General features: G+C 64.1%; 24 protein-coding genes. 5 read left to right on the top strand and 19 right to left on the bottom strand.

Annotated elements, in window-relative coordinates:
- Nucleotides 1-33: 33 nt before the first annotated feature.
- The 10 genes from ACWHYV_RS09580 to ACWHYV_RS09535 all read right to left on the bottom strand — a co-directional run bounded on the left by ACWHYV_RS09580 (nucleotide 34) and on the right by ACWHYV_RS09535 (nucleotide 11,553).
- Nucleotides 34-717, bottom strand: coding sequence for an urease accessory protein UreF (locus ACWHYV_RS09580; protein ID WP_447980411.1), 684 nt, complete (start codon nucleotides 715-717; stop codon nucleotides 34-36).
- 227 nt (nucleotides 718-944) lie between these two features.
- Nucleotides 945-2,660 carry an urease subunit alpha gene (gene ureC / locus ACWHYV_RS09575; RefSeq protein WP_447980410.1) on the bottom strand — a complete coding sequence of 572 codons (1,716 nt, stop codon included), beginning with the start codon at nucleotides 2,658-2,660 and terminating at the stop codon, nucleotides 945-947.
- A gap of 151 nt (nucleotides 2,661-2,811) precedes the next feature.
- Nucleotides 2,812-3,294: an urease subunit beta gene (locus ACWHYV_RS09570; protein WP_447980409.1), complete on the bottom strand. Its 483-nt coding sequence runs from the start codon at nucleotides 3,292-3,294 to the stop codon at nucleotides 2,812-2,814.
- Between the two features lie 5 nt (nucleotides 3,295-3,299).
- Nucleotides 3,300-3,602 (bottom strand): urease subunit gamma, encoded by a 303-nt coding sequence (locus tag ACWHYV_RS09565; RefSeq protein WP_447980408.1) that lies wholly within the window; start codon nucleotides 3,600-3,602, stop codon nucleotides 3,300-3,302.
- A 617-nt stretch (nucleotides 3,603-4,219) separates the two neighbouring features.
- Entirely contained in the window at nucleotides 4,220-4,930 is a 711-nt protein-coding gene (gene urtE / locus ACWHYV_RS09560; RefSeq protein ID WP_447980407.1) for an urea ABC transporter ATP-binding subunit UrtE, read from the bottom strand.
- Nucleotides 4,914-5,690 (bottom strand): urea ABC transporter ATP-binding protein UrtD, encoded by a 777-nt coding sequence (gene urtD / locus ACWHYV_RS09555; protein WP_447980406.1) that lies wholly within the window; start codon nucleotides 5,688-5,690, stop codon nucleotides 4,914-4,916. The genes urtE and urtD overlap by 17 nt, the downstream gene beginning before the upstream one ends.
- Nucleotides 5,691-5,800: 110 nt before the next feature.
- Nucleotides 5,801-6,967: an urea ABC transporter permease subunit UrtC gene (gene urtC / locus ACWHYV_RS09550; protein WP_447980710.1), complete on the bottom strand. Its 1,167-nt coding sequence runs from the start codon at nucleotides 6,965-6,967 to the stop codon at nucleotides 5,801-5,803.
- A gap of 140 nt (nucleotides 6,968-7,107) precedes the next feature.
- Nucleotides 7,108-8,625, bottom strand: a complete 1,518-nt coding sequence (gene urtB, locus ACWHYV_RS09545; protein ID WP_447980405.1) for an urea ABC transporter permease subunit UrtB — start codon at nucleotides 8,623-8,625, stop codon at nucleotides 7,108-7,110.
- Between the two features lie 85 nt (nucleotides 8,626-8,710).
- Nucleotides 8,711-10,066, bottom strand: coding sequence for an urea ABC transporter substrate-binding protein (gene urtA / locus ACWHYV_RS09540; protein ID WP_447980404.1), 1,356 nt, complete (start codon nucleotides 10,064-10,066; stop codon nucleotides 8,711-8,713).
- An 89-nt stretch (nucleotides 10,067-10,155) separates the two neighbouring features.
- The gene (locus ACWHYV_RS09535; RefSeq protein WP_447980403.1) at nucleotides 10,156-11,553 is read right to left on the bottom strand and encodes a hypothetical protein; all 1,398 of its coding nucleotides are present in this window, start codon (nucleotides 11,551-11,553) and stop codon (nucleotides 10,156-10,158) included.
- Between the two features lie 290 nt (nucleotides 11,554-11,843).
- Between ACWHYV_RS09535 and ACWHYV_RS09530 the strand changes: the two genes are divergently transcribed.
- Nucleotides 11,844-12,191, top strand: coding sequence for a hypothetical protein (locus tag ACWHYV_RS09530; protein WP_447980402.1), 348 nt, complete (start codon nucleotides 11,844-11,846; stop codon nucleotides 12,189-12,191).
- On the opposite strand, the gene ACWHYV_RS09525 is transcribed toward ACWHYV_RS09530, so the two are convergent.
- Complete coding sequence (locus ACWHYV_RS09525) at nucleotides 12,185-12,610, bottom strand: hypothetical protein (protein WP_447980401.1); 426 nt, start codon at nucleotides 12,608-12,610, stop codon at nucleotides 12,185-12,187. The genes ACWHYV_RS09530 and ACWHYV_RS09525 overlap by 7 nt on opposite strands.
- Before the next feature lie 260 nt (nucleotides 12,611-12,870).
- Here ACWHYV_RS09525 and ACWHYV_RS09520 point away from each other — a divergent pair, with 260 nt between their 5' ends.
- The gene (locus ACWHYV_RS09520) at nucleotides 12,871-13,860 is read left to right on the top strand and encodes a hypothetical protein (protein WP_447980400.1); all 990 of its coding nucleotides are present in this window, start codon (nucleotides 12,871-12,873) and stop codon (nucleotides 13,858-13,860) included.
- Between the two features lie 159 nt (nucleotides 13,861-14,019).
- Nucleotides 14,020-14,460 (top strand): hypothetical protein, encoded by a 441-nt coding sequence (locus ACWHYV_RS09515; protein WP_447980399.1) that lies wholly within the window; start codon nucleotides 14,020-14,022, stop codon nucleotides 14,458-14,460.
- 34 nt (nucleotides 14,461-14,494) lie between these two features.
- Here ACWHYV_RS09515 and ACWHYV_RS09510 read toward each other — a convergent pair whose 3' ends face one another.
- The 4 genes from ACWHYV_RS09510 to ACWHYV_RS09495 all read right to left on the bottom strand — a co-directional run bounded on the left by ACWHYV_RS09510 (nucleotide 14,495) and on the right by ACWHYV_RS09495 (nucleotide 17,006).
- Entirely contained in the window at nucleotides 14,495-15,208 is a 714-nt protein-coding gene (locus ACWHYV_RS09510; RefSeq protein WP_447980398.1) for a 3'-5' exonuclease, read from the bottom strand.
- A 52-nt stretch (nucleotides 15,209-15,260) separates the two neighbouring features.
- The gene (locus ACWHYV_RS09505; RefSeq protein WP_447980397.1) at nucleotides 15,261-15,797 is read right to left on the bottom strand and encodes an N-acetyltransferase family protein; all 537 of its coding nucleotides are present in this window, start codon (nucleotides 15,795-15,797) and stop codon (nucleotides 15,261-15,263) included.
- Nucleotide 15,798: 1 nt separating this feature from the next.
- Nucleotides 15,799-16,212 carry an 8-oxo-dGTP diphosphatase MutT gene (gene mutT / locus ACWHYV_RS09500; RefSeq protein WP_447980396.1) on the bottom strand — a complete coding sequence of 138 codons (414 nt, stop codon included), beginning with the start codon at nucleotides 16,210-16,212 and terminating at the stop codon, nucleotides 15,799-15,801.
- 62 nt (nucleotides 16,213-16,274) lie between these two features.
- Nucleotides 16,275-17,006 (bottom strand): A/G-specific adenine glycosylase, encoded by a 732-nt coding sequence (locus ACWHYV_RS09495; RefSeq protein ID WP_447980395.1) that lies wholly within the window; start codon nucleotides 17,004-17,006, stop codon nucleotides 16,275-16,277.
- Between the two features lie 101 nt (nucleotides 17,007-17,107).
- On the opposite strand from ACWHYV_RS09495, the gene ligD reads away from it, so the two are divergent.
- Nucleotides 17,108-18,064, top strand: a complete 957-nt coding sequence (gene ligD / locus ACWHYV_RS09490) for a non-homologous end-joining DNA ligase (protein ID WP_447980394.1) — start codon at nucleotides 17,108-17,110, stop codon at nucleotides 18,062-18,064.
- Nucleotides 18,061-19,191, top strand: a complete 1,131-nt coding sequence (locus ACWHYV_RS09485) for an ATP-dependent DNA ligase (protein ID WP_447980393.1) — start codon at nucleotides 18,061-18,063, stop codon at nucleotides 19,189-19,191. The genes ligD and ACWHYV_RS09485 overlap by 4 nt, the downstream gene beginning before the upstream one ends.
- Before the next feature lie 217 nt (nucleotides 19,192-19,408).
- On the opposite strand, the gene ACWHYV_RS09480 is transcribed toward ACWHYV_RS09485, so the two are convergent.
- From ACWHYV_RS09480 to ACWHYV_RS09465, 4 genes are all read right to left on the bottom strand, one after another.
- Nucleotides 19,409-20,329: a diguanylate cyclase gene (locus ACWHYV_RS09480; protein WP_447980392.1), complete on the bottom strand. Its 921-nt coding sequence runs from the start codon at nucleotides 20,327-20,329 to the stop codon at nucleotides 19,409-19,411.
- A 239-nt stretch (nucleotides 20,330-20,568) separates the two neighbouring features.
- Nucleotides 20,569-21,891, bottom strand: coding sequence for a polysaccharide pyruvyl transferase family protein (locus ACWHYV_RS09475; RefSeq protein ID WP_447980391.1), 1,323 nt, complete (start codon nucleotides 21,889-21,891; stop codon nucleotides 20,569-20,571).
- 194 nt (nucleotides 21,892-22,085) lie between these two features.
- Nucleotides 22,086-23,339, bottom strand: coding sequence for an ABC transporter ATP-binding protein (locus ACWHYV_RS09470; protein ID WP_447980390.1), 1,254 nt, complete (start codon nucleotides 23,337-23,339; stop codon nucleotides 22,086-22,088).
- Entirely contained in the window at nucleotides 23,339-24,199 is an 861-nt protein-coding gene (locus ACWHYV_RS09465; RefSeq protein ID WP_447980389.1) for an ABC transporter permease, read from the bottom strand. Before ACWHYV_RS09465 ends, ACWHYV_RS09470 begins: the two co-directional genes overlap by 1 nt.
- Nucleotides 24,200-24,210: the final 11 nt, after the last annotated feature.

The raw sequence follows: 24,210 nt of genomic DNA, 5'->3' as shown, positions 1-24,210 counted from the left end.
TCAGTAATCAGCGATACGCTGTCAGCCATGAGATTAGGATCTGAACAACCGGGAGGTCAACCGGCTGTGCCGCATGGAATAGACGTCCTGCACCGGACACCAGGCAGTCAACCGTGAGGTCGATGCCGCTTGCCGGCTCAGGTCCTCGATGAGCGGCACCCAGGAATCGAGCAGGCGCTGCCCCTCCCGCTGGCCGATCGGGAGCAGCTTGAACGAAGCGGAGACGAACCCCACCGCCGTGTGATAAAGGAACCCCGCGACCGCCTGCTCCCGGCTCCAGCCGCACGCGCTCAACGTCAGCCCGATCGCGATCGCCAGATGGCCCGGCGTCCGGTCTGCTTCCACTTCGGCAAGGAACGCGTTCACCGTGCTGGTCGCCGGCTCCATGAAGGCCAGACGAACGACCTGCCGGCCCATCTGCCGGCTCGCCTGTCGCGACTCCCGACTGACTTTCAGGGAGTCCAGCTCCCGGTCGGCCTCGATCGCCAGATCCGGTCGTCGGCGATCGCCCGCCTCGTGGGCTCGTCCGACGGCCGCTCCGTCACAAGGCCCGATGCCGCGCACGAGGAGATCCTCGACATAGCGGGAGAGCTCGCCGCCGTTTCGTACGGCTCCCGCGTGCACCGCCGCTTCCAATCCCGAGGAGAAGGCGAACCCACCCGAAGGGAAGAAGCTGTCGATGAAGCGAAGCCCTCTCAACAAGGAGGTGGTCTTCATGTTCCGCTCACCGTCGTCACCGCTCGTCGGTCGGCCATGCTCCTCGCTCATAGGGCTTTTTCATCGCCCAGGAGGCTGGTCCGAGTCATCCTTCGTTGCGAGGCGAAGGAGATGCGGGCGGATGCAAGGCCGCAGGCTCGAAAAAACCGGAGGCGTATTCGCTGGAATACGTCGAGGAGTTTTTCGGGCCGAGAACGACGCAGATGCCTGCAGATCCTTTGCCGCCCCTAGAACAAGAAGTACCGCTGGGCCATCGGCAGGATCGCCAGCGGCTCACACGTGAGCAACTGCCCGTCGGCGCGGACCTCGTACGTCTCGGGGTCGACCTCGATTCGCGGCAAGGCGTCATTCAGCTTCAAATCGCGCTTGGCGATGCCGCGGCAGCGCTTCACGGCCACGACCCGCTTCTGGAGGTGCAGCGACTTGGGCACCTCCCTCTCGAGCGCCGCCTGGGAGACGAAGGTCACGCTCGTCGCGAACGGGGCCCGGCCGAAGCTGCCGAACATCGGGCGGGTGTAGACCGGCTGGGGGGTCGGGATCGAGGCGTTCGGATCGCCCATCGCCGCGGACACCGGAAAGCCGCCCTTGACGACGATCTCGGGCTTGACCCCGAAGAAGGCCGGCTTCCAGATGACGAGATCGGCTAGCTTTCCCGCCTCGATCGAGCCGACCTCGTGCGCGATGCCGTGGGTGATTGCCGGATTGATCGTGTACTTGGCCACGTAGCGCTTGGCGCGCAAGTTGTCGTGTTCCTGCTGGCCGGATCCTTCGAGCGGGCCGCGCTGGAGCTTCATCTTGTGCGCCGTCTGCCAGGTGCGCATGATCACTTCGCCCACCCGCCCCATCGCTTGGGAGTCGGACGACATGATGCTGATGGCCCCCATGTCGTGCAGGATGTCTTCGGCCGCAATGGTCTCGCGGCGGATACGCGATTCCGCGAACGCGATATCCTCCGGCACGCGGGGATTCAAGTGATGGCAGACCATCAGCATGTCGAGGTGCTCATCCATGGTATTGACGGTGAACGGCATCGTCGGGTTCGTCGAGGACGGCAGCACGTTCGACTCGCCGCACACCTTGATGATGTCCGGCGCATGGCCGCCCCCGGCGCCCTCGGTATGAAACGAATGGATCGTGCGCCCCTTGAACGCCTTGATCGTGTCCTCGACGAAGCCGGCCTCGTTCAACGTATCGGTATGGATCGCCACCTGGACGTCGTACTGCTCCGCGACGTCCAGACAGGTCGAAATCGCCGCCGGCGTCGTCCCCCAGTCCTCGTGCAACTTCAGCCCGATCGCGCCCGCCTCGACCTGCTCGCCCAGGCCATCGGGCAGCGAGGAGTTGCCCTTCCCAAGGAACCCGAGGTTGATGGGAAACCCCTCCGCGGCTTCCAGCATCCGATGGATGTTCCACGCCCCCGGGGTGCACGTGGTGGCGTTCGTCCCGGTCGCCGGCCCCGTTCCACCGCCGATCAGCGTGGTCAGCCCGGCCGCCAAGCCTTCTTGGATGATCTGGGGGCAGATGAAATGAATGTGAGTATCGAGCCCTCCCGCCGTGACGATCTTGCCTTCCGCCGAGATCACCTCGGTCCCGGGCCCGATGTCCATGCCCGGCGTGACCCCGGCCATCATGTCCGCGTTGCCGGCTTTCCCAATCCCGACGATGCGGCCATCGCGGATCCCGATGTCCGCTTTGACGATCCCCCAGTAGTCGAGCACGACGGCGTTGGTGATCACGAGATCGAGCGCACCCGAGGCCCGGGTCGCCGCCGGGGACTGCCCCATCCCGTCGCGGACGACTTTGCCGCCGCCGAACTTCGCCTCCTCGCCCGGCGTCGTCAGATCCCTTTCGATCTCGATGATGAGGTCGGTATCGGCGAGCCGAACGCGGTCACCGGCCGTGGGGCCGTAGAGGTCGGCGTATTGACGGCGGGGAATCTTCATCTCTTCAGGCTGCTGAAACAGGCCCCCAACTGCGTTCTCGGCTCGCCTCATCCTCAACGTAGCCTTCGGCTACGCCTGCGGTGGAGGCTTCACCTGCGGCCTTGTTGGATGACCTGTTTGAGCAGCCTGGTTCTCCTTTCGCTCAACACTGCTACCGGTCGGCGCCAAATCCTTGCTCCCCGGCACGTGCCAGCGCGGCGGCTTTGATAGTGGGGTCGTCGAGGCGGCCATTCGTGAGGCCGTTGAGACCGTACGCGACACGGTTGCCGGCGATCGAGACCAACGTCACGCGCTTCTCCTCCCCGGGCTCGAACCGAACCGCGGTCCCGGCCGGCACCTGCAGGCGAAACCCGAACGCTTTTTCTCGGTCGAACCGCAAGGCTCGATTCGCCTCGAAAAAGTGACAGTGCGACCCCACCTGGATCGGCCGATCGCCGGTGTTCGCCACGAGCAGCTCCCGCGTCTCGCGGCCCTCGAAGGCCACGACGTCGCCTTGGCCAAGGAGGATTTCGCCCGGGATGACCGCGCTCGGCACGAGGTCGTCTACGGAGCGCCGGCCGAGCGGTTGCTTCCCACTTTTCGACTTCGCCGCCGATCGAGCCGGGCTCTGATTCTTCGTGGCTTTCTTTTTCATGGCCTCTATCGGATCGGCTGGTGCACCGTCACCAATTTCGTCCCGTCCGGAAACGTCCCTTCCACCTGCAATTCCGGAATCATCTCCGGCACCCCGGGCATCACGTCGTCGCGCTTCAGCAGGGTCGCGCCGTAACTCATCAGCTCCGAGACCGTCCGTCCGTCCCGAATCCCTTCGAGGATCTCGGCGGTCAGATAGGCCATGGCCTCGGGATGGTTCAACTTGAGCCCGCGCGCCTTCCGGTCCTTCGCCACCTGCGCGGCGACGTAGATCAACAGCTTCTCTTGTTCCCGCGGAGTCAGATGCATGTCATGCTACATCGAGAGTTCACGTTTGAGAGCACTTCAAATGTCGCACTTGCCCTCGTACCTCAATTCTTCTCTCTTCCGCAACCTTACTCTTCTTCTTTTCCCCCTCTCTCCCCACTCTTCCAATCCAACCCTTCAATGGATGCCGCGGCGGGACCGGGCTCGGGCAGAGGCTCTCGCGTGGCGGGCACGGCCTGTTCACGAGCCGGATGCCGTGCCGGGTGCGACGGCATTGCGGCGTTTCGCCGCAGCTTCATAGTCGCAGCCGGCCAACACGACTCACTCCAGCTGCCGTCCCTCCCTCACGCATCGCCGCGAAGCCGGCGGCCGAGCCCGGCCCCGCCGCCACCCTTGCTCCTTCCTTTCCCATCTCCCCACTTTTCAAACTCCTCACTCTCTCAATAGACGCCGCGGTGGGACCCGGGGCGGGCAGCGGCTCTCGCGTGGCGGGCGCGGCCCGTTCACCAGCCGGATGCCGTGCCGATCGCGACGGCCTTGCGGCCCTTGGCCGCAGCTTTATAGTTGCAGCCGGCCAATACGACGGACTCCAATTGCCGCCCCTCGCCCACGCATCAACGCGAAGCCGGCGGCACGCCCCGGGTCCCGCCGCGGCCCCCTCATACCACCAAATGCTGCTTCACCTGCTCTGCACTCAACTCACTGGTCTTGCCCGTCGCGACCACCGCTCCTTTTGCCATAATTACGTAGCCGTCCGCAAGCCGCGCTGCGAACTGCACGCCCTGCTCGACCAACACGATCGAAAACCGCCGCTGCGCCTTGAAGCCGAGGATGACTTCCTCGATCTGATCGATGACCGACGGCTGGATCCCTTCTGTCGGCTCATCGAGGAGAAGGACCTTCGGATTCGAGAGCAGCGCCCGGCCGATGGCCAACTGCTGCTGTTCGCCGCCGCTCAGCACGCCGCCCGGGCGGTCGAGCAGCGTCGTGAGCTTCGGGAACAGAGTGAAGACCTCCTCGTACGCGGCCTTTTCGGTCGCCCCGTTCTCCGAGGCAGCCCGGGCCCAAAACCCGAGTCGCAGGTTTTCCCGAACCGTCAAATGCGGCAGGATCTCTCGTCCCTGCGGCACATAGGCCAGGCCGCGCTTCACGCGACGGTCCGGGCTCTCGCCCGTGATGTCCGCCTCCCCGAACAGCACGCGGCCGGCCTTGGGCTTCAAGAGACCCATGATCGTCTTGAGCGTCGTCGTCTTGCCGACCCCGTTGCGCCCCATCAGACACAGGACCTGGCCCGGCTCCACCGAGAACGAGACGTTCCGCAGGATATGGCTCTCGCCGTAGTAGACGTTCAGGTTATCGAGCCGCAGCATGGGCCCCCTTGTGACGGCCGAGATAGATTTCGACGACACGGGGATCGGATTGAATCTGCTCGACCGGCCCCTCACACAGCACCGTCCCTTCGTGCAGCACGGTGACGGTCCTCGCGATCTGCCGGACGAATTCCATGTCGTGCTCGATCACGACGATCGCGTGCCTGGCGGCCAGCGACTGCAGCAGCACCCCGGTCTGCTCGGTCTCGCGGTCGGTCATCCCGGCGACCGGCTCATCGACGAGCAGCAGGGCCGGGTCCTGAAGGATCACCATCCCGATTTCCAGCCACTGCTTTTCACCATGCGAGAGCGATCCCGCGCGCACGTGCGCTTTCTCCTTCAGGCCGATCGTCTCCAGCGTCATGCCGATCCTCTCCCGCTCCTCGGGCGTCGAGGTGCCGAGCAGCGTCGCGATCACGCCTTTGCTCGGCCGCCTGAGCGAGAGGTCCAGGTTTTCCCAGACCGTGAGGTTGCCGTAGATCGACGGAGCTTGGAACTTCCGGCCGATCCCGAGCTGCGCGATCTCGTGCTCGCGCAAGCCGATCAGGTCCGTATCCTTGCCGAAGATGACCCGGCCGCTCACCGGCTTCGTCTTCCCGGAGATCACGTCCAACAGCGTCGTCTTGCCGGCCCCGTTCGGGCCGATCACGACCCGCAGCTCGTTGTAATTGACGATGAAGTTGAGACAGTTCAGCGCCTTGAACCCGTCGTAATCGACGGTGACGCCTTCGAGATAGATGATGGAGCCGCGGTCAGTCATCAGGAAAGGTTGAGGCTGAGGTTGAGGTTAAGGTTCGGGCTGAAGAACTCTGAGTGATTGAGTCACTGAGCAACCCCGCGCCAGAATTACTTATTACCTCGATTACTCACTTACTTAACCGATTCGGCCTTCGCCTCCGCCTCGACCTTGGCGTGCCCGCCCACCAGGGACCGGGCAAAGGCGGACCAGCTCTTGCGCGCCTTCTGACCAAGGCCGACGAAGCCGTCGGGGAACAGCAGCACGACCGCAATGAACAGCCCGCCGAGGAAGAACGGCCACAGCTCCGGGAAGTGATTGGTCAGGATGCTGCGCCCGAAATTCACGCCGACGGCCCCGATCACCGCGCCGATCAACGTCCCTCTCCCCCCGACCGCCACCCAGATCACCATTTCCAGGGACGGCAGGACGCCGATCTGCGCCGGGGTGATGATCCCGACCTGCGGGACGTACAGCATACCCGCAAGCCCGGCCAGCGCCGCCGAGACGACGAACACGAAGAGCTTGTAATTGGGCGGGGAATACCCGGTGAAGAGGACGCGCTGCTCGCTGTCCCGGATCGCGATGAGGACGCGTCCCGCACGCGATCTGATGATCCAGCGGCACAGAAGATAGGCGCCGCCCAGGCACAGGACCGTGACGATATAGAGGATCCGTTGCGTGGAAGGATCGGTCAGGCGCAGGCCGAGCACTTGCTTGAAGTCGGTCAGCCCGTTCGTGCCGCCGAGATTCGTCTCGTTGCGGTTGAAGACGAGCCAAGCGGACAGCGCAAGCGCCTGCGTGATGATCGCAAAGTACACCCCGCGGATCCGGCTGCGGAAGGCGAGAAAGCCGAAAATGCCGGCAAAGATCGTGGGCACGAGGATCGCCGCGAGCAGCGCGAACGGGAAGCTGTAGAACGGCTTCCAGAACCACGGCAAATCCTTGACCTGGTTCCACACCATGAAGTCCGGCAGATCGCTCCCGTACACGCTCTCGCTCCCGATCGTCAACATCAAATGCATGCCCATGCAGTAGGCGCCGAGCCCGAAGAAGACGCCTTGCCCCAGGCTCAGGATCCCCGTGTACCCCCAGATCAAATCGAGCCCGAGCGCGAGGATTGCGAACGCAAGGAATTTTCCGAATCGATTGAGGCTGAAGTCCGAGACGTACAGCCACGAATCTTCGGGCGGCAAGAGGTTCAGGAGGGGCAGCACGACGAGCAGCAGGACCCCGACGGCGCCAAAGGACACCAGCCCCCCGACGTCGCTCGACTCTCTTCGCGTGGCCGCCTCACTCATCATCGTGCTCTCGAGAGGGAGGCTCAAACAGGTTTTCCGACAAGGCCGCAGGTGAGAACAAACCGGAGGCGTACCCGCTGAAGTGCGTCGAGGATGTTTTCGAGCCGAGCACGCAGGTGGAAACCTGTTTCAGCATCCCGTTATGCGTCGGCATAGCGCCCCTTCATGGCAAACAACCCCGAGGGCCGGCGCTGCAGGAAGAGGATCACGAGCACGAGGATGAGCACTTTTCCGTAGACCGCACCGAAGCTCGGCTCCAGCAGCTTGTTGAGCCCGCCGATGCCGAGCGCCGCGACGATCGTGCCGGCCAGCTTCCCCACCCCGCCCGTCACGACCACCATAAAGGAATCGACGATGTAATTCTGCCCCAGACCGGGCTCCACGTTGCCGATCAAGGTCAAGGCACAGCCGGCCAGGCCGGCGAGCCCGGATCCGAATGCAAACGTGTAGGCATCGACCTTCCGCGTCGGGATGCCCAGACAGGCGCTCATGTTTCGATTTTGCGTGACCGCCCGGACGCGCAGCCCGAGCCCGGAGCGGAACAACAGGAGATAAATGCCGGCCACACAGAGGATCGACAAGGCAATGATGAACAGTCGGTTGTACGGCAGGTAGACGCCGACCATGAGCTGCATGCCGCCGGTGAGCCAACTCGGCGCCGCGACCGAGGTCAAGTCCCCGAAGTACACGCGGGCGGCCTGAATGAAAATGAGGCTCACGCCCCACGTGGCGAGCATCGTCTCCAGCGGGCGCCCATACAGGAATCGGATCACGGTCGCTTCGAGCAGCAAGCCGAAGGCGCCGGCGACGAGGAACGACAGCGGCATGGACGCGAGGAAATAGTAATCAAAGACTTCGGGCGACAGCCAGGCCTTGAAGATCTCCTGGGTGACGAAGGTCGTATAGGCGCCCACCATCATGAGCTCGCCGTGCGCCATGTTGATCACGCCCATCAAGCCGAACACGATGGCCAAGCCGAGCGACATGATCAACAGGATGGAGCTGAGGCTGATCCCGCGGAAGAGCGTTTCGAAGGCGCTCGCCCAACTGCTCCAGGTTTCGATCCGCTCGATCGCCTGCCTGGCGGCCGTCGCCAGCTCGGGCGCCTGGCTGCCGGCCAGTTCTTTCAACGTCGGGACGGCGTTCGCGCTCTTCAGCTCCCCGAGCTTGGCGGCCGCAGCGGCTTGCACGGCGGGGTCAGCCGACCCCAGGTTGATCAGTGCGATCGATTCTTCGATCGTATAGCGGACCCATCGGTCCGACTCGACCTCGAGCCGGTCCTCCAACCACGGGATCGCGACCGGTTTGCCGAGTGTCCCGAGGTCGGTCGCCGCGGACCGCCGCTGATCGGCCTCGTCGCTCGACAGCTTCGCCTTGTTCTTGAGCAGATCGATGACGGGTTTGATGAGCATCCGGACGCTTCGGTCCGCGGTTTCCCGCACCTCCTCCAGCTTCGGGAGCAGACCGACATCGCCGCTCGCGATCAGCACCGCGACCGCCGCCTCCTGCGCCGACGCGTCCGCGCTCGTCACATCCTTCAGCGCCTGCTCGACGTCGGCCGGCTGATGCAGGCTCTCAGGCTCCAGAGCCGACACGGGCCCTGCCACGGCGGCCCAGAGCGCGAGCGCGGTGAACATCATCCTGAACAACTTGTTCAATGGTTCCCCTGCTCCCTGAAAAAGCTGCGGCGTGGATCGGGCCGCCTACGGACGTCGCCGGTACGGCGGCCCTCCCACGCGCCCCTCATGCCTTCTTCTGATACGTCCCCTGATGCTTCACCCAATCGCACCCCTTGTCCGGGTTCGTGTACTCGCTCCACGGCTCGGGTTTCACGAGCCCCTTGGACCGCCAGACGATCTTGAACTGACCGTCCTTTTGGATCTCGCCGATCAGCACCGGCTTGTAGGTGTGATGGTTCGCTTCGTCCATCTTCTTCTTGCCGCCGGGCGCATTGAACTCCATGCCGTAGACGGCCTTCCGGACGGCGTCGACGTCGGTTTTTCCCGCCTTCTCGACCGCCTGCTTCCACACGTAGACGCCGTAGTAGGCCGCCTCGATGGGATCATCGGTCACACGTTTGTCGCCGTCCGGCAGGTTGTTCTTCTTGCAGTACGCCTTGAAGTCGGCGACGAACTTCTTGTTCTCCGGCGTCTCGATGCTCTGGTAGTAGTTCCAGGCCGCCAGATGGCCGACGAGCGGCCCGGCGTCCATGCCGCGCAACTCGTCCTCGGCGACGCTGAACGCCATGATCGGCGCGTCCTCGGCCCGCAACCCCTGGTTGGCGAACTCCTTGTAGAAGGGGACGTTGCTGTCGCCGTTGATCGTGCTGATCACACACGCCCCGCCGCCGGCCGCAAACTTTTTGATCTTGCCGACGATCGTCTGGTAGTCCTGGTGGTGGAACGGGGTGTATTCCTCCATGATGTTGGCCTCCGGCACCTTTTTGGCCAGCAACATCGCGCGCAGGATCTTGTTCGTGGTGCGGGGATACACGTAATCGGTGCCGAGCAGATAGAACTTCTTGTAGCCCCCGCCTTCCTTGCTCATCAGGTACTCCACGGCCGGGACCGCCTGCTGATTGACGGCCGCACCCGTGTAGAAGACGTTGTGCGAGCATTCCTCGCCTTCGTACTGCACCGGGTAGAAGAGCAGGCCGTTGTTCTTTTCGAAGACCGGCAGGACCGACTTGCGACTGACGGACGTCCAGCAGCCGAAGACCGCGGCCACCTTGTCCTGGAGCAGCAGTTGCTTGGCCTTCTCCGCGAACAGGTCCCAGTTGCTCGCCGGATCGACCACGACCGGCTGGATCTTGCGGCCCATCACCCCGCCCTTGCCGTTGATCTCTTCCACCGCCATCAGCACCACGTCGCGCAGGGACACCTCGCTGATCGCCATCGTGCCGCTCAGGGAATGGAGCACGCCGATCTTGATCGGTTCCTTGTCCGCCGCATACGACAACGCCCAGTTGCCCAGATTCCCGAGCAACGCGGCGACGCCGACGCCGTAAGTGATCTTCCCGCTGCTCGCCAAGAACTCCCGCCGTGATTGATTGGTCTCGCTGGTGTCTTTCGGCATTTCATTGCCATCCATGTCACCCATGGTCATCGCTCCTCTTTTCGAGTCAAGGCCGTCGGCTGTCAGTCTTCAGTCAGAAGCTGAGAGCCGAATGCTGAGAATGAAGTGCTGTGTCAGAAGTTGTACCAGAGCGACATGTTGTACATGTCGCCCTGGAAACTCTGACTCCCGTTCCCTACCACCCAGGTCGTCCACAGGTGTTGCCATTCGAACCCGACGTGGAAGTCGGCCCAAATCGGATGGACCACGGTGAGGTAGGTGCGATAGTTGTTCAGATACTGGGTATCCACGTTGACCGTGCTGCCGCGCAGGTCGCTGTCGTAGGGATTGTCCCATCCTGCCCCGGCCAGCACGGTGTACTCACGCGCCGCCGCCCAAGACAATTGCCCCCAGCCCAGCCACGTTCTCACCGGCTTGCCCGTCGTCAGGTTCAGGTCCTGCCCGAACCGAAAGAATTCCTGCCCGAGCGCTTGCCCGTACGCGAGCTCGCCGGAGAACTTGAGGGTTTGCGTGATCGGCACGACCAATTCGGCGCCGACCAGGTAGGAGTTGATGTCCCGGCCGGGCGTGAATCCGGATGATCCGAATCCCGTGGCGCCTCCGGGGATCGGCGCCGAGCGGTAATAGCGGTACGCGGCGCTCACCGCGACCAAGACCCCGTCCAGGCGACCCGTCCCGGTGTACGCGAGCCTCGTTCCGTAATAGGGATGGAGGACGGGGTCGCTGAAGGCGTCGTCGGAGTTATTGGGAGCCGGGGCGTTGCCTTGTGCAGTCCTCGGTCCCGAGCTGGGACGTACTTGACGCTGGCCGGAGATCGCATACAGGCCGCGCTCGAACCGCATGACGGTGAGCAGAGCGTCGAAGTTCTCGGTGAACCTGTACCGCACCGTGATTTGCGGGATGCGCTGCCACAGGTTGCCGCCGTAGCCCAGGATAGAAAAATCGATCAGATCGGGGTGGAGCGCCATGACGGGCGTCCAATCTTGCCCGGCGACGATCGTGAACCTGTTCACCGAATAGGAGACGTTCGCCAAACGGAGCCGCGGCAGGATGCTGCTGGCCACGTCGCGCTCTCCGTAAAAGTCCGCCTCCACCACGCCCTTCAGGCTGTGCTTCCCGTCGGTCCGGTCCGCACGGATCCCGAAGACGCTGTAGCGGGGATTCAATGTGCTCGTGCCGTTGTTATTGCTGCCGGCCGCTGTCGCATAGCCGTTGAATTGGGCAGGGTCGAGAGGGTTGGTATTCCGGTTGCTGTAGATCGCGTCGAGCTCGACGCGGCCGTATGGGGTGACGCTTCCGCGGCTGCCGTCCGTGAAGATGGGCGCCAGACACCCCGCACACAGGTGACGGATTGGCGCTTCCTGCTCACGGGTGAGGCGGCCGGCCCCGGCCGCCTCACCCGCCGGCTCTTCTGACGATGCCGGCGACACCGTGAAGACGCATGCCGCCGTGACAACGATGTGCGTCAGGAACAACGCCAGGCGTTGTTCCCTCCTCCTGTCTCGATTCATCCTCCAGTCTCCTTCGTGCCAAAGGGTGAACACCAAGACCGGAGGGGCGGCGTGCCAAAAAAAACGCCCTTCCGGTCTCCACAGACCAGAAGGACGTCGTTGTCCTTCTCACAGCTTTCGGCGGGAGAAGTGGACCCCTTTGTCCACTTCTTGGCGCCGGATTCGAGCCTTATAAGCCCTTGGCCGGGTTCATGTCAAGAGCCTCGGCGGGCCGAGTCCTCTGCTGCCTCCACAGCGTTTCGCGGTGGTATGATGGGAGCAGCATCGCTCTTTTTGCAAGGAGGCGGACCATGAACAGCCCTCGGTCGGTCAAAGCCTTCGCGGCAGTCGCAACAGTCTTCGCCGGCCTGACTCTGTCGGCGTGCTCGACGGGGTCGACGGAGCGGGTCCAAGGGATTCCGAGCTCGCCGCTCAGCAACACGAGCGACCTCGTGTTCCAGTTCCGCCAACAGGCGGCCGAGCTCCGTGAGGCGGCCCGCAAGTTGGAGCTCGAAGCGCAAATCCACGCTCAACGCCAGGACCAGGAGCAACTCAATCGAAAGCTGGACCTGGCCCGAGAGATGCGGGCGGCCGCTGACACGGCCGACGAACGGGCGCGCGAGTACCGGCGGAGCATGCCCCACAACCAGGTCTACTGACGCCGGTAGAGTCGGCTCAGCTCGATTTGCAGGAGGTCCGGCGGCACCCTCGAGCAGAGGGTCTGCCGGCCTTGTGCTTCGCAGCGCAGTCGTGAGGTCGGTTCAGCTCGGCTGCCGCCCGGCTCGGCCGTGTCGACGCTCGCCTGGCGCTGAACATCCATCCAGCGCCGAATCCTGCATTCCTCGCGGTCTCGAATGGAATCGCCTTGGAGCCGGCAATAGCGGAGGATGGCTGCGCTCACCTGGGCGAGCGCTTCATCCCGCTCATGAATCGCCGTTTCCAAGAGTGCTTGCTCATCGGCGCTCCTCGACTGTGCGGCCGTGGGCGGAATCACGGGGACGCTGCAGGCGGTCGTGATCAGAGCGAGAAGCGGGATCAGACCAACGCCGATGCTCGACGACGGGGTATGGCTAGGCATAAAAAAACGTCCTCCTGGCGAACGGGTTCAACCAAAAGGACGCCGTTGTCCTAGCCGCTCAGGCAGGAACACCATTGTCCCGCCCGTTGGGCCTAGACATAACAGACGGATTTCGGGCTGTCAATCACCGTGTTTTCCCTCCCGGCCGTATCCGGGTTGTGTTAGACTGCGCGGCGATCGTGAGGTCCCGGTTGCCGCGCTCCTCCCTTCCGATACTGTTCAGCGCCATACTGGTCGCTGCCTGCGCGACCGGGTCGCGCATGGAGACGGTGCTCCATGAATCCCCGCAGGGCGCCGTCGGCTTGGAGCGCGTCGCGAAAGCGGAGTTTCAAGCCACGCACCCCGTCACGCTGAGCGAGCAGGTGATCGCCCGCGCGCTCGCGGGAGTTCAGGTGGTCGAGCCTACGACGCCGATCCAGCGCTTCCTCACGGGGAACACGAAACCCGTCCGCGTCTTCAGCGACGACGACATCGCATTCCTGGCTCCTCTCCTCAGCTCGGCGCTGGCCCGAGCCACGCCCGACCAACGGGTTCGCTTTCGCCTGGCGCACCTCGTGAGCCCCATTGCACCGCAGGTCACGAGGGGGGCCGGCGTCGGTTCCTCCCAGCCCGTCACCGGCTTGCCGCAGGCGGAGACGACGGCCGGATGGCTGTACGTCCATGGGCTGTCGCTGCACGTGGGGTTGGAGAAGTATCGTCACCGCGCGGTCAAACCGGACGTCATCAGTGGCCCGAATCGCTACTACCCGGAGCAAACGGGGTTGGAGGACCGTGAGCTGCGGTTCCAACCGGAGTCCGCGCTGCGTCCCGATCTCTTCAAGCAAACGGCCTTGCGCGACGGATCCCCGCGGACGATGCTCGTGATCGATTACCAGGCGCTCAAGAGTGAGCCCGTGCAACCCCATCAGGTCTCCGCTCGTGAGGCGACGTCTCTGCCGCCGGCCGCGTCGTCGCCGCCCCCTGTGGGTCAGACACCCGGTACAAAGGAGCGAGGAGCGCCGGCCGAGGACAAGCCGCCGACACCGAATGGAGGTCCTCCCGAGACTGCCAGACCGTCCAAGAGAACCCCTTCCCACGGCGAGGACACCCAAGCGCTCAAGGATCTCGTCATCAAGAAGGACCTCGAGCTGGAAGCCCTCAAGAAAGAGCTCCGTACGCTCCGCCGCCAACTCGAGGAGCGCGATGCCCAGGTCGACGCCCTACGAAAACGAGTTCGTCCGACTCCCCAGTCGCCCGACATCCTCCCGTAGACTAGATATCGCTTCGTAGGATCCCGGCCGTCCGACGGCTTCCTCGGCATCTTCCCTGTCCTCCCGTCTTTTCCCTACGCGCTGTAGCGCAGTTCGGCGATGGCCCCAAGCCGTCATAGCAAGTAGCCCTATAGTAGACTTGGGTAATGGAGGTGCATCATGCGAAGGCAAGGAGCGCTCAGCGCGATCGCCTACACGGCACTGCTGGTGGCGGCATGCAGCTCGGGTCCGGAGCTGCAACACTCGACCCGGACCGGAAAGATCTACGACGTCAGGATCGGCGAAACGCTCAACCCCGAGGAGCTCCACGCGCGTCAGGGCGACGAAGTCCGGTTCGTCAACGCCCGGAGCGCACCGGTGCGGATCGTCTTCGTCGAGGACTTGAACGGCCGCCTGGCCTGTGAGAAAGGCTTCCTGGAGAGCGGGATGTTCAACCTGTTCTCGAGCAACAATGCAACGGCGAACAGCGCCCGCATCAAAGCGAACGACTATGCGAGCCTGTGCTTCTTGTCTCCCGGTCACTACACCTACACGGCGAGGATGGAAGCTCCGGTCCCGGGCGGTGAGAAGAACCAATCCGGTCGGCTCGTCATCGAGTAGCGGCGATCGGAATCCAAATCAGGGTTGACGGCGGCTAGGTCGTCTCGATCAGCTCGCGATTGAGGAGCACGGTGCCGCTGGGGAGCGGTTCGCGAAAGTTCATGCGGCAGTAACAGGCATAGGCCACATACGTATCCTGGAGGCAGTATTCCGCGATATCTTTGCCCAGCCCGTTCGCCCACATCTCCGCGACCTGTTTCCCGCTGCCTGATTTCGTCTCCACGCCCAGCGCCCGCGCCAGGACATCGAGCTTGACCCATCCGCGCGCCTCCCAATTGCTCCAGATCGCCATCGTGTCATACACCGGCTCGGCGCGGAACTTGGCCAGCGGGATGTCGACCGACGGTTTGACCTGATGGACGATCGACCGTTTCTTCAGAAAGGGCAGATCGAATCCGAGACCGTTGTGAGTGATGAAGAGAGAAGGGCGGATCTGGCCGATGCGCGCCCAGAACTGCCGCAGCAGCTCCTTTTCGTTCGGCCCGTACCAGGAGACCGCAACATGGGGCTCCATGGCGTCCGTGAAGACGATGAGCCCGATGCAGACGATCCGGCTGAACGTGCCGTCGAACGACGACTTCTCGTACAGCTCGTCCTCCGTCTTTCGCCGCTGTTCGGCTTCCGACGCGGTAAAGAGGTCCTCCGCGTTCTCGAGGCAAGAGGGGTCGACCAGCGGGAGACAGCCGGCGATGCGCGCCCATTCCTCCTTGGGCGCTTGAACCGTTTCGATATCGAGCGCGACTTTCACTCTGCCTCCTACTACCCTTATCCCTTTACCACTTATCCCTTACCCCTTCTTCTCAAAGCGACCGCCACAGGATGAAGGCATCCTGGTAGCTCCCGTCGTCGTTGCGGACGGCTTGGGGTATGACGCCGACCTCGCGAAAGTCCAGCTTCCGCCAGAGATGCCGGGCCGGGCGATTGTTCGAGAAGACCAGATTGAAGATCACGCTCCGGTAGCCCAGATCCTTCGCATACTGGAGCATCGTTGCCCCCAAAAGCCAGCCCAGCCCCTTGTTTCGCCATTCGGGCGCGACGATGAACCCCGCGTTCGCCACCTGCCGTGCACGTCCCGGCCAGTTCGGTTTCAAGTAGAACGCCCCGAGCAGCGGGGGCTGATGCACCCGATCGGCTTCATAGGCGGCCACGGTGCTCTTGCCTCGGAACCAGTAATCCTGAAAGTCTTCGTCATCCGGCATGCGGTCGTGAGGATACGACTGGCCTTCCTCCACGATGACGCGGTAGAGCGTGCGCAACGGCTCGACATCGTCCCGGCCGGCTTGGACGAGCCGGACGGCGGTTCCATCCTTGAGCCTGGCGTCGATCGGGAAACGCACGTCACCCCGTCGTCTGCAGGCGATCGATGATCGGCCGATCAGCGGGAGGGAAGTCTTCGTGGCGAAATTCCGACGGGAGAATCCACTTCACGGCCTCGCATGAAAGGGCGCGCGGCTCACCCGAGGCGATGCCGCAGGTGAAGAAATGCAGGTCGACGATTTTCTCCGGATAATCGTGGCGGACCGTTTCGAAGTGGACCGGCTGTACGATTTCCACGCCCAATTCCTCACGCAGCTCTCGCGCCAAACATTCCTCGATCGACTCGTGGGTCTCGCGTTTTCCACCGGGAAACTCCCAGAGGCCGGCGAGGTGCACCCCGGCCTGTCTTTTCGTGATCAAGTACCGGCCGTCCCGCTTGATGATCCCGGCGGCGACCTCGATTCTCGGTTTGTCCCCCGTCACCGTCTGAGCCATCGATCCCCTACCGTCTCGGCGGTCGGCAGGCCGCGGCGGCTCCGCCGCCATGGAGCGCCCGGTCATCGCTTGTGTTCGAAGGGATACGTCTTACAGAAGTCCTTCATCGGACACAGGAGGCAGTAGGGATCGCGGGCGTTGCAGACCATCGCACCGAAATCCATCAGCGCCTGGTTGAAGTCATATCCCTTCCCTCTCGGGATGAGCGCTTCGGAGAGCTTCCAGAGCTCCGCCTTCCGAGCCTTGGGATCGCCCGTTCCGATGAAGACGCGGTGGAGCACGCGAATGACGTTCGTGTCGAGGATCGGCGCATCTTCATTGAAGGCAAACGAGCGGATGGCGCCCGCGGTGTACCGGCCGATGCCCTTGAACGACAACAGTTGCTCCGGCTCCTTCGGGAGCGTCCCTCCATAACGGGCGACGGTCTCGCAGGCAATGCTGTGGAGACGCAACGGGCGGATATTGTACCCGAGCGGGTACCACGTCTTTTTCACCTCCTCGGTCGACGCCGCTGCAAGGCGCTCGAAGGAGGGATACCGCTCGAGAAACTCATGGTACTTCGGGATCACCCGGTCGACCTGTGTTTGCTGGAGCATGACTTCCGAGACGAGGATCTTGTAGGGGTCCGAGGTCTTGCGCCACGGCAAGTCCCGACCATGCTCGCGATACCATTTGAGGAGCCGGAGCTGGAAGCGGCGCTTCAGACCGCGATCGAGGACCGTCGGCTTCGAGGGCGTGCGTGCGCGTCGTGCTGCACGCGGTCGAGCAGCGGCTGTCACGTCCCGGCGCGGCATGATCCGGGGGCGCATTGTAGGTGCTGGGGAACCGAAATGCAATCCGTCAGCCGACTGCCTCACACCGGCGAGGCGTGTAGGATACGGCTCGAGGAGGCCCCGTGGCTGCGCGTGACGGCAAGCGCCGCATGCTGATTCCGGATACCATCGACGAGGCGACGCTCGAGGTCGCCGGTCAAGAGGTGCACCTCACGAACCTGCGCAAGGTGTTCTGGCCGGCGCACCGCATCACGAAGGCCGCACTCCTCCAATACTACGCCGACGTCTCCCCGTTCCTGCTCCCCCATCTCGTCGACCGGCCCATGGTGATGAAGCGCTACCCCAACGGCGCGGAGGGAGACCATTTCTTCATGAAGCGCGCCCCAAACCCGCGGCCGCCCTGGATCCGGATCTGCTCCATACCCCACCGGCGCGGCAACGTCATCGACTTCGCGCTCGTCCAGGACCTGCCCAGCCTCCTCTGGATCGTGAACCTGGGCTGCATCGACCTCAACCCCTGGTACGGGCGGTGTGACGACTACGATCGACCGGATTTTCTGAATTTCGACCTGGACCCCGGCCCGGGCTCCGATTTCACCAACGTCTGCGACGTGGCGCTCCGCTTGCGGGACCTCCTCGGCAGCCTCGGGATGCCAAGTCATCCCAAGACCACGGGGTCGAAGGGCATGCACGTCTACGTGCCGATCGTTCGCGGGCCGGTGCAAAAGGAGGTGTGGACGGTCGCCAAGGAGATCGCACGGGCGATGGAAGGCCGCTATCCAAAACACGTCACCGCGGAATATCGGGTGGCCAACCGGCCGTATGGACGCGTCCTCGTCGATTACAACCAAAACGCCTGGGGGCGGACCCTCGCATCGGTCTATTCCGTCCGGCCGAAACCGCTGGCGACGGTCTCGATGCCGGTTCGCTGGGAGGACGTCGAACGGGGGATCCGCCTGACCGATTATCGGCTCGACAACGTGCCGGCGCTGCTCAAGGCCGACGGCGACCTGTGGAAGCCCGTCCTCGGGAAGAAACGGTTCGATCTGAACAGCCTCGTCTCCACGGCACCCGCATGAATCGCCCCGCTCCTCCGATCGCTTCATTGCCGGGCACGGCACAGGCAGACGGCTTTCCGCATCTTGCGCTTCCGGTCCCCATTCCGCTGCCGCCGATGGAGGCGCTCCGCCGGGACCGCCTGCCGGACGGCGAGGGTTGGCAGTTCGAGCCCAAGTGGGACGGATTCCGGTGTCTCGTCTACCGGTCCGGTGCGGCCGTTGCGCTCCAGTCGAAAGCCGGGCAACCGCTGGCGCGGTACTTCCCCGAGCTCGTATCGCTCTTCCAATCGCTCACGCCTGATTCGTTCGTGCTCGACGGCGAGATCGTGATCCTTCGCGAAGGCCGCCTCTCGTTCGACGACCTCCTGCTCCGCATCCATCCCGCGGCCTCTCGGGTCGCGAAGCTGGCCGTGCAGAGCCCGGCGACGTACGTGGCCTTCGACCTCCTCCATGACCCGCTCGGGCCCCTCCTGGACCGGCCGCTGGTCGAACGCCGGCGCCGCCTGGAGGCCTTCATGAGATCGCTTCCTCCGTCCCCTTCCCTGCAACTGTCTCCGAAGTCGGAGGACAGGCGCGTCGCTCAGCAGTGGTTCGAGGACTTCGGGCCGTTCGGGCTGGACGGCGTCATGGCCAAGAAACGCGGCGAACCCTATCGCGCCGGCCAGCGCGACGCGATGATCAAGGTCAAGCACGTGAAATCGGCGGACTGCGTGGTGGCCGGTTTTCGCTATGCCGCAGGGAAGGCGGCGCGGCGCTCGCGGCAGGCGGGAACGCGGCCGGTTGGATCGCTCCTGCTCGGCCTGTACGATCGGGCCGGCCTGCTGCACTTCGTCGGCTTTACTTCGTCCTTCTCGGGAGGGCAGCGAGTGGAGTTGGCCGCGGTCGTGGAGCCGCTGATCGGTGGACCGGGGTTTACGGGACGGGCCCCGGGCGGCCCGAGCCGTTGGTCCGCAAGAGAGCACCATGAATGGGAACCTCTGGAGCCCCGGCTGGTCTGCGAGGTGCAATACGATTACTTCTCGCAGGGCCGCTTCCGGCACGGCACCAAGTTCCTGAGGTGGCGGCCGGACAAGGCGCCGACCCAATGCGGCTTCGACCAGGTGGAGCGGCAACCGATCGGAACGGGCGACGAGCTGTTCGGGAAGTGACCCGAGGGGAGCCTAGCAAATTATTGAAAAGCCATTTTGAGGACGCTGAAATCAGGAACTTCGGGAAACAAGGATGAAAGCAGAATGACCCGCAGGATGTTCAAAAAGTCCATCCAGCGCGGCCGCAGCGAGCGAGGGGCCGAGGCGTACCCTTTGCGGTACGTTGAGGTCCTGAGCGATGCGAGAACAAAGCTGGGGGGCTTTTTCAACATCCTGCCTAAACGACGATGCGGTTGCGACCTGACTGCTTGGCACGGTAGAGATTTCTGTCGGCTCTCGCCATGGCCGCATCGAGCCCACCCCCGTCCTGTCCCTGTGGATGGAAGGTGGTGCCGCCGATGCTCATCGTCACATGGATGGGGTGCGCGAGACCGTGCACCGCCAGCGAGGCGTCCTCGACCGCCTGGCGGATCCGCTCGGCGACGGTCCCGACGTCTTTGACGGGCGGATGGAGGAGCAGAATGAACTCCTCGCCGCCCCAGCGTCCGAGCAGGTCGCCGGGCCGAATCTGCTGGCGCAAGACGGCGGTGACGTGCCGCAGGACCGCGTCGCCGACCTGGTGCCCGTACCGGTCGTTGACCGATTTGAAGTGATCCAGATCCAAGAGCAGCACCTCGAGGACCTCATCGTTCTGCACCGCCCGCCACCAGACGCGCTCCGCCAGCTCCGTCCATCCCCGCCGGTTCAGGAGCTCGGTCAACGGGTCGATGGTCGCCTGGTGTTCGAAGAGGTCCTTCAAGCGCCGCGTCTCTTCCTCACGCCGCTTGCTGTCCGTGATGTCGGTGATCGACTCGACGGCGAGAATCTTTTGCCCGTTGCGGATCGGGGCCCACTGGACCAAGAACCAGCGTCCGTCCGGGTGTTCCACTTCGCTGCTCGTGGTCTTGCCCGTTTCCAACGCCTCCGGCGCTCGGCAGAAGGCGCAGCGCACGGGGCACTGCGAGATGCTTTCGTAACACGTCTTGCCGACGATGTCGCCGAACATCTGCTGACTGGATGAGTTCTGAAAGCGCACCTGCCACTTCTGGGTGTCGATCAACGAGATGGTGGACGGGCTCGCATCCACCAACTCACGGATGCTGAACGTCTCCTCGTCGGGGCGCTCGTCCGGTCCGGGCTCAGGCTGGTGGGACTGCACGGTTCACCTCCGCTCTCTGCCGACGACCCTGCCCTGCTCCGACGCATTCCTCATGCCACGTCATCATGTCGGTTGACGGCGGCTGTGACTTGAACTGTCCGCGTCCTTCGCGGGGGTAGCACCCGTCCGTTCGGACGGGAGCCAGGCGCGCTGACCGCGACAGCGGAATTCGTCGCAGCCGGCCGTTTTGCGCATCCATCGAAAGATGGATGAGGAAAGATGGATGAGGCCTGGAACGGTCAGCCGGCCGGACGGCCGACTCGAGCGGGGCGGGCTTCAGAAGGTTGAAGGGCTGCTCGCATGCGGGACTCGAAAATCCGATTCCACGTCTCGATCGCGGAGGCGGCGCGGCGGCCGAGAGTACACCGGAAGGCGTCGTCCTCGATCACGCCCATGATCGCGCCGGCGGCCTCGCCGGCCTCCATCTCTTGGAGGTCGACGCCGAGCCGCTCATCCCCCCAGAAGGCGCACAAGCCGCGCGCCTTCTGGCCATAGTAAGCGCCGTCGTACAGGCACACCGCCGGGACGCCTTGGCTCAGAGCGAACGTACAGGCGTGATAGGAGATGCAGACGGCTCCGACCGCTCGCCCAAATGCCCCCTTGATCACTCCGGCGGAGCAGCCCTTCCCGTCGAGGACCCTGAGACTCGGAACGACCCCTGCCAAGTGGCGAGCGGTCTCCACGTCCGAATCGAGCGCTTCGAAGGAGGTGGGAACGAAGACCAGCGGGAGGCGGGATCGGTCTGCGACGTCGTTCAGGACCGCGGCGATCTTCTCGACGTGGCGGCTGTGCTCACGGGCATAATACCCCAGCCGGATGTTCACCGCGATGAAGCGCCGGTCCTTCATGCCGATCGAGTCCAGGCAGGCGTCGACCTCGGCGGGGTGCGCGGCCGGCAGCGCGAACGAGTCGTCTCCCATCAGCTCCACCCGGTCGCCGGCGCACCCCGCCTCTCGGCTGATCGAGATGGTTTCCGTCGGCTCTCGCAAGCCGAGAAAGACCGCGGCGCGCAAGGCTCGGCCGACCAAGCGCCGATAGTTCGCGTTCCGCAAGGGCCCGAGTTGCTGCCCGGTCAACAGCACCGGTTTGCCCTGCTCGGCGAACGCCAAGATCGTACAGCACTGCTGTATCAAACAATCAGGAAAGTAATCGGTCAGCCCGCACTGCCCGGGCAACAGGAGAGCATCGAATGGCCGGCAGAAGTCCGCAAGAGTGCCGCCGCCGCACGATGCGCGCGCCGGGGCGGTCACTGGCAGCAAGCCGGCGCCGACGCCCGCCCCCACCGTACGGGTCAAGACCCACTGAGCGCAGTGCTCGAGCGTCGACGCGTAGCGCCACCAGAAACGCCGTCCGGCCAACTGCGCCCGCGAAGGATACGACACGGCATAATCGCGGACTCGGTGCACTCGGGGAGATCGCCACAGATCCGTCGTGAACCCGACGCGCTCGGGCACATAAATCTCGGCGTCCGGACAGACGAGCCTCAAGCGGGCCACGGTCCCCTCGATCATCGCGATGTCGCCCAGATTGGCTCCGGACCGGTGCTCGATCAAGACCTTCATGGAACTCCATGACCTTTCGCCGCGGGCACACGGGACACTTCCGCCCCGTCATGGACGATCATGATCTGGTCGGCCCGTCTTCAAACCGGGCAGGAACGCGAGCGACGGCTCGACCCGTTCGACGAACTTCACGGCGCTCGTGATCCGGCTCTACGACGATCAAGACGTTGACCATACGGCTCGCTCAAAGGCGGTCACGGCTGTTCGTTCAGCTCCCAACCGTGTTCGACGAGGGCGGTCGAGTATTCGATGGGCGGGACGAACGCCGTCTGGAAAAAATTGCTGGCCTCCACGTTGAAAAAGTACGCGGAAGGGACGTGGTCCAGCTCGCCCCCGTCGTCCTCGGCCGCGATCCCGATCTTGTACGAGCCGATGGGGAGCGGCAGCCGCGGGATTCGGCAGATCACCTCCCCCTTGCCCGGTGGAATCGTGAACGAGCGGCCGGAGGAAGCCACATGACAATGGGTGACCGGAATCATGCGATGGTTGTAAATCGTGAGCATGAACCGGACATGGGCCAAGCGCTCGAAGCTCTCGTATCCCAGCACGATCTCCACGGGCTCGCCGGCGATCGGCGCCGTGATCGGTATGCCCGCGGGACTTCTGAGCCGGACGCCGGTGAAGCGCAGCCGAGCGCGGTCGGGTTTGTGTCGTTCGGTGAGGAGTTGATCGGTCTTGTCCGGGGTGAAGAGGAGCGCGAAGTAGCGCTCGGCGAGCGCCTTCGTCTCTCCGATCGCCGACACCCGCCCCTTCTCGAGCAGGATCGAGCGCGGGCACAATTGGATCAGGGAGCTCATGTTGTGGCTCACGAACAGGACGGTCCGGCCCGTATGCGCCACGTCCTCCATCTTCCCGAGGCACTTCTTCTGGAACGCCGCATCGCCCACGGCGAGCACCTCGTCGACGATGAGGATCTCGGGTTCGAGGTGGGCGGCGACGGCAAAAGCCAGACGCACGTACATGCCGCTGGAGTAGCGCTTCACCGGCGTATCGATGAAGCGCTCGATCTCGGCAAAGGCGACGATCTCGTCGAACTTCCGCTCGATCTCACGCCGCTTCATCCCCAGAATCGCACCGCTGAGGTAGACGTTCTCTCGGCCGGTCAATTCGGGGTGAAAGCCCGTCCCGACCTCGAGCAGCGACCCCACGCGGCCGTACACTTCGGCCCGGCCGCTCGTGGGATCGGTGATGCGGGAAAGGATTTTGAGCAGCGTGCTCTTGCCCGCGCCGTTGGCGCCGATCAGCCCGAGCACGTCGCCATGACGGATCTCCAGCGAGACGTCCTTGAGCGCCCAGATGGTCCGCCCCTCCTGCGACTGTCCTTTCCTGGTGAAGAGGGTCGCCACCGCATCGGCGACCTGCTCCCGCAACGAGTCGTAGCGACGCCGCCGGATACCCACCCGGTATTGCTTCGAGAGGTTCTCGACCCGGATCGCGACGTCACTCATCAGATCTCATCCGCGAAGGTCCGTTCCATGTTCCGGAAAAAGACGATCCCGCCGACCAACAGGATCGCCACGAAGAGGACGCTCGCCGCCACCATTTCGGGCGGCGGCGCGGCCTTGCCCAACACGCTCCACCGAAACCCTTCGATGACGCCGACCATCGGGTTCAGGCTGTAGAGCCAGCGCCATCGTTCGGGCACGAGGCTGACCGGGTAGACGATGGGCGAGGCGAACATCCAGACCTGCACGAGCAACGGGACGACATGCCCCACATCGCGATACCGGACGTTCAACGCCGAGAGCCAGGCGCCGACGGCCAGCGCGGTGAACATGGCGAGCAGGAGAAACAACGGAGCGGCGAGCACGGCGATTCCCAACGGCCGGCCGAACCAGGCGGCCAGCCCCAACAAGAGGAGGAACCCCCAACAGAAATCGAGCAGCGGGGACAGCACCGACGTGAGCGGAATGATCAATCGCGGGAAGTAGACCTTCGTCACGAGGGAGGAGTCCACGACGACGCTGTTCACACACCGCCCGAGGGCGTGCGCGAAATAGGTCCACGGTACGAGCGCCGTATAGGCGAACAAGGCGTAGGGAAGGTCGTCGGACGGCACCCGGACGAGGTAGCCGAACACGACCGTCATGATGAGCATGGCGGCCAGCGGCTGCAGGACCGCCCAGGCGATCCCGATCGCCGTCTGCTTGTAGCGGACCTTGACGTCCCGCCAGACCAGGAAGTACAGGAGCTCCCGATAGTGCCACAGATCGCCGAGCGCGAGGTGCCAGAGACCACGCCGCGGCTCGATCAGCGTGAAGGGCTTCGTGGGAGCAACGGGGGCCTTGAGTGTCCGTGCGCCTTCCATCCTCAGACGTC

The sequence above is a fragment of the Candidatus Nitrospira bockiana genome (assembly GCF_965152565.1).
This window is presented reverse-complemented; position numbering and strand designations above follow the sequence as displayed.

Excerpts from the sequence above, each read along its gene's own strand:
- ACWHYV_RS09580 (WP_447980411.1), bottom strand. The coding sequence starts at position 717 with ATGAAGACCACCTCCTTGTTGAGAGGGCTTCGCTTCATCGACAGCTTC.
- ureC (WP_447980410.1), bottom strand. The coding sequence starts at position 2,660 with ATGAAGATTCCCCGCCGTCAATACGCCGACCTCTACGGCCCCACGGCC.
- ACWHYV_RS09570 (WP_447980409.1), bottom strand. The coding sequence starts at position 3,294 with ATGAAAAAGAAAGCCACGAAGAATCAGAGCCCGGCTCGATCGGCGGCG.
- ACWHYV_RS09565 (WP_447980408.1), bottom strand. The coding sequence starts at position 3,602 with ATGCATCTGACTCCGCGGGAACAAGAGAAGCTGTTGATCTACGTCGCC.
- urtE (WP_447980407.1), bottom strand. The coding sequence starts at position 4,930 with ATGCTGCGGCTCGATAACCTGAACGTCTACTACGGCGAGAGCCATATC.
- urtD (WP_447980406.1), bottom strand. The coding sequence starts at position 5,690 with ATGACTGACCGCGGCTCCATCATCTATCTCGAAGGCGTCACCGTCGAT.
- urtC (WP_447980710.1), bottom strand. The coding sequence starts at position 6,967 with ATGAGTGAGGCGGCCACGCGAAGAGAGTCGAGCGACGTCGGGGGGCTG.
- urtA (WP_447980404.1), bottom strand. The coding sequence starts at position 10,066 with ATGGGTGACATGGATGGCAATGAAATGCCGAAAGACACCAGCGAGACC.
- ACWHYV_RS09535 (WP_447980403.1), bottom strand. The coding sequence starts at position 11,553 with ATGAATCGAGACAGGAGGAGGGAACAACGCCTGGCGTTGTTCCTGACG.
- ACWHYV_RS09530 (WP_447980402.1), top strand. The coding sequence starts at position 11,844 with ATGAACAGCCCTCGGTCGGTCAAAGCCTTCGCGGCAGTCGCAACAGTC.
- ACWHYV_RS09525 (WP_447980401.1), bottom strand. The coding sequence starts at position 12,610 with ATGCCTAGCCATACCCCGTCGTCGAGCATCGGCGTTGGTCTGATCCCG.
- ACWHYV_RS09520 (WP_447980400.1), top strand. The coding sequence starts at position 12,871 with ATGGAGACGGTGCTCCATGAATCCCCGCAGGGCGCCGTCGGCTTGGAG.
- ACWHYV_RS09515 (WP_447980399.1), top strand. The coding sequence starts at position 14,020 with ATGCGAAGGCAAGGAGCGCTCAGCGCGATCGCCTACACGGCACTGCTG.
- mutT (WP_447980396.1), bottom strand. The coding sequence starts at position 16,212 with ATGGCTCAGACGGTGACGGGGGACAAACCGAGAATCGAGGTCGCCGCC.
- ACWHYV_RS09495 (WP_447980395.1), bottom strand. The coding sequence starts at position 17,006 with ATGCCGCGCCGGGACGTGACAGCCGCTGCTCGACCGCGTGCAGCACGA.
- ACWHYV_RS09485 (WP_447980393.1), top strand. The coding sequence starts at position 18,061 with ATGAATCGCCCCGCTCCTCCGATCGCTTCATTGCCGGGCACGGCACAG.
- ACWHYV_RS09475 (WP_447980391.1), bottom strand. The coding sequence starts at position 21,891 with ATGAAGGTCTTGATCGAGCACCGGTCCGGAGCCAATCTGGGCGACATC.
- ACWHYV_RS09470 (WP_447980390.1), bottom strand. The coding sequence starts at position 23,339 with ATGAGTGACGTCGCGATCCGGGTCGAGAACCTCTCGAAGCAATACCGG.
- ACWHYV_RS09465 (WP_447980389.1), bottom strand. The coding sequence starts at position 24,199 with ATGGAAGGCGCACGGACACTCAAGGCCCCCGTTGCTCCCACGAAGCCC.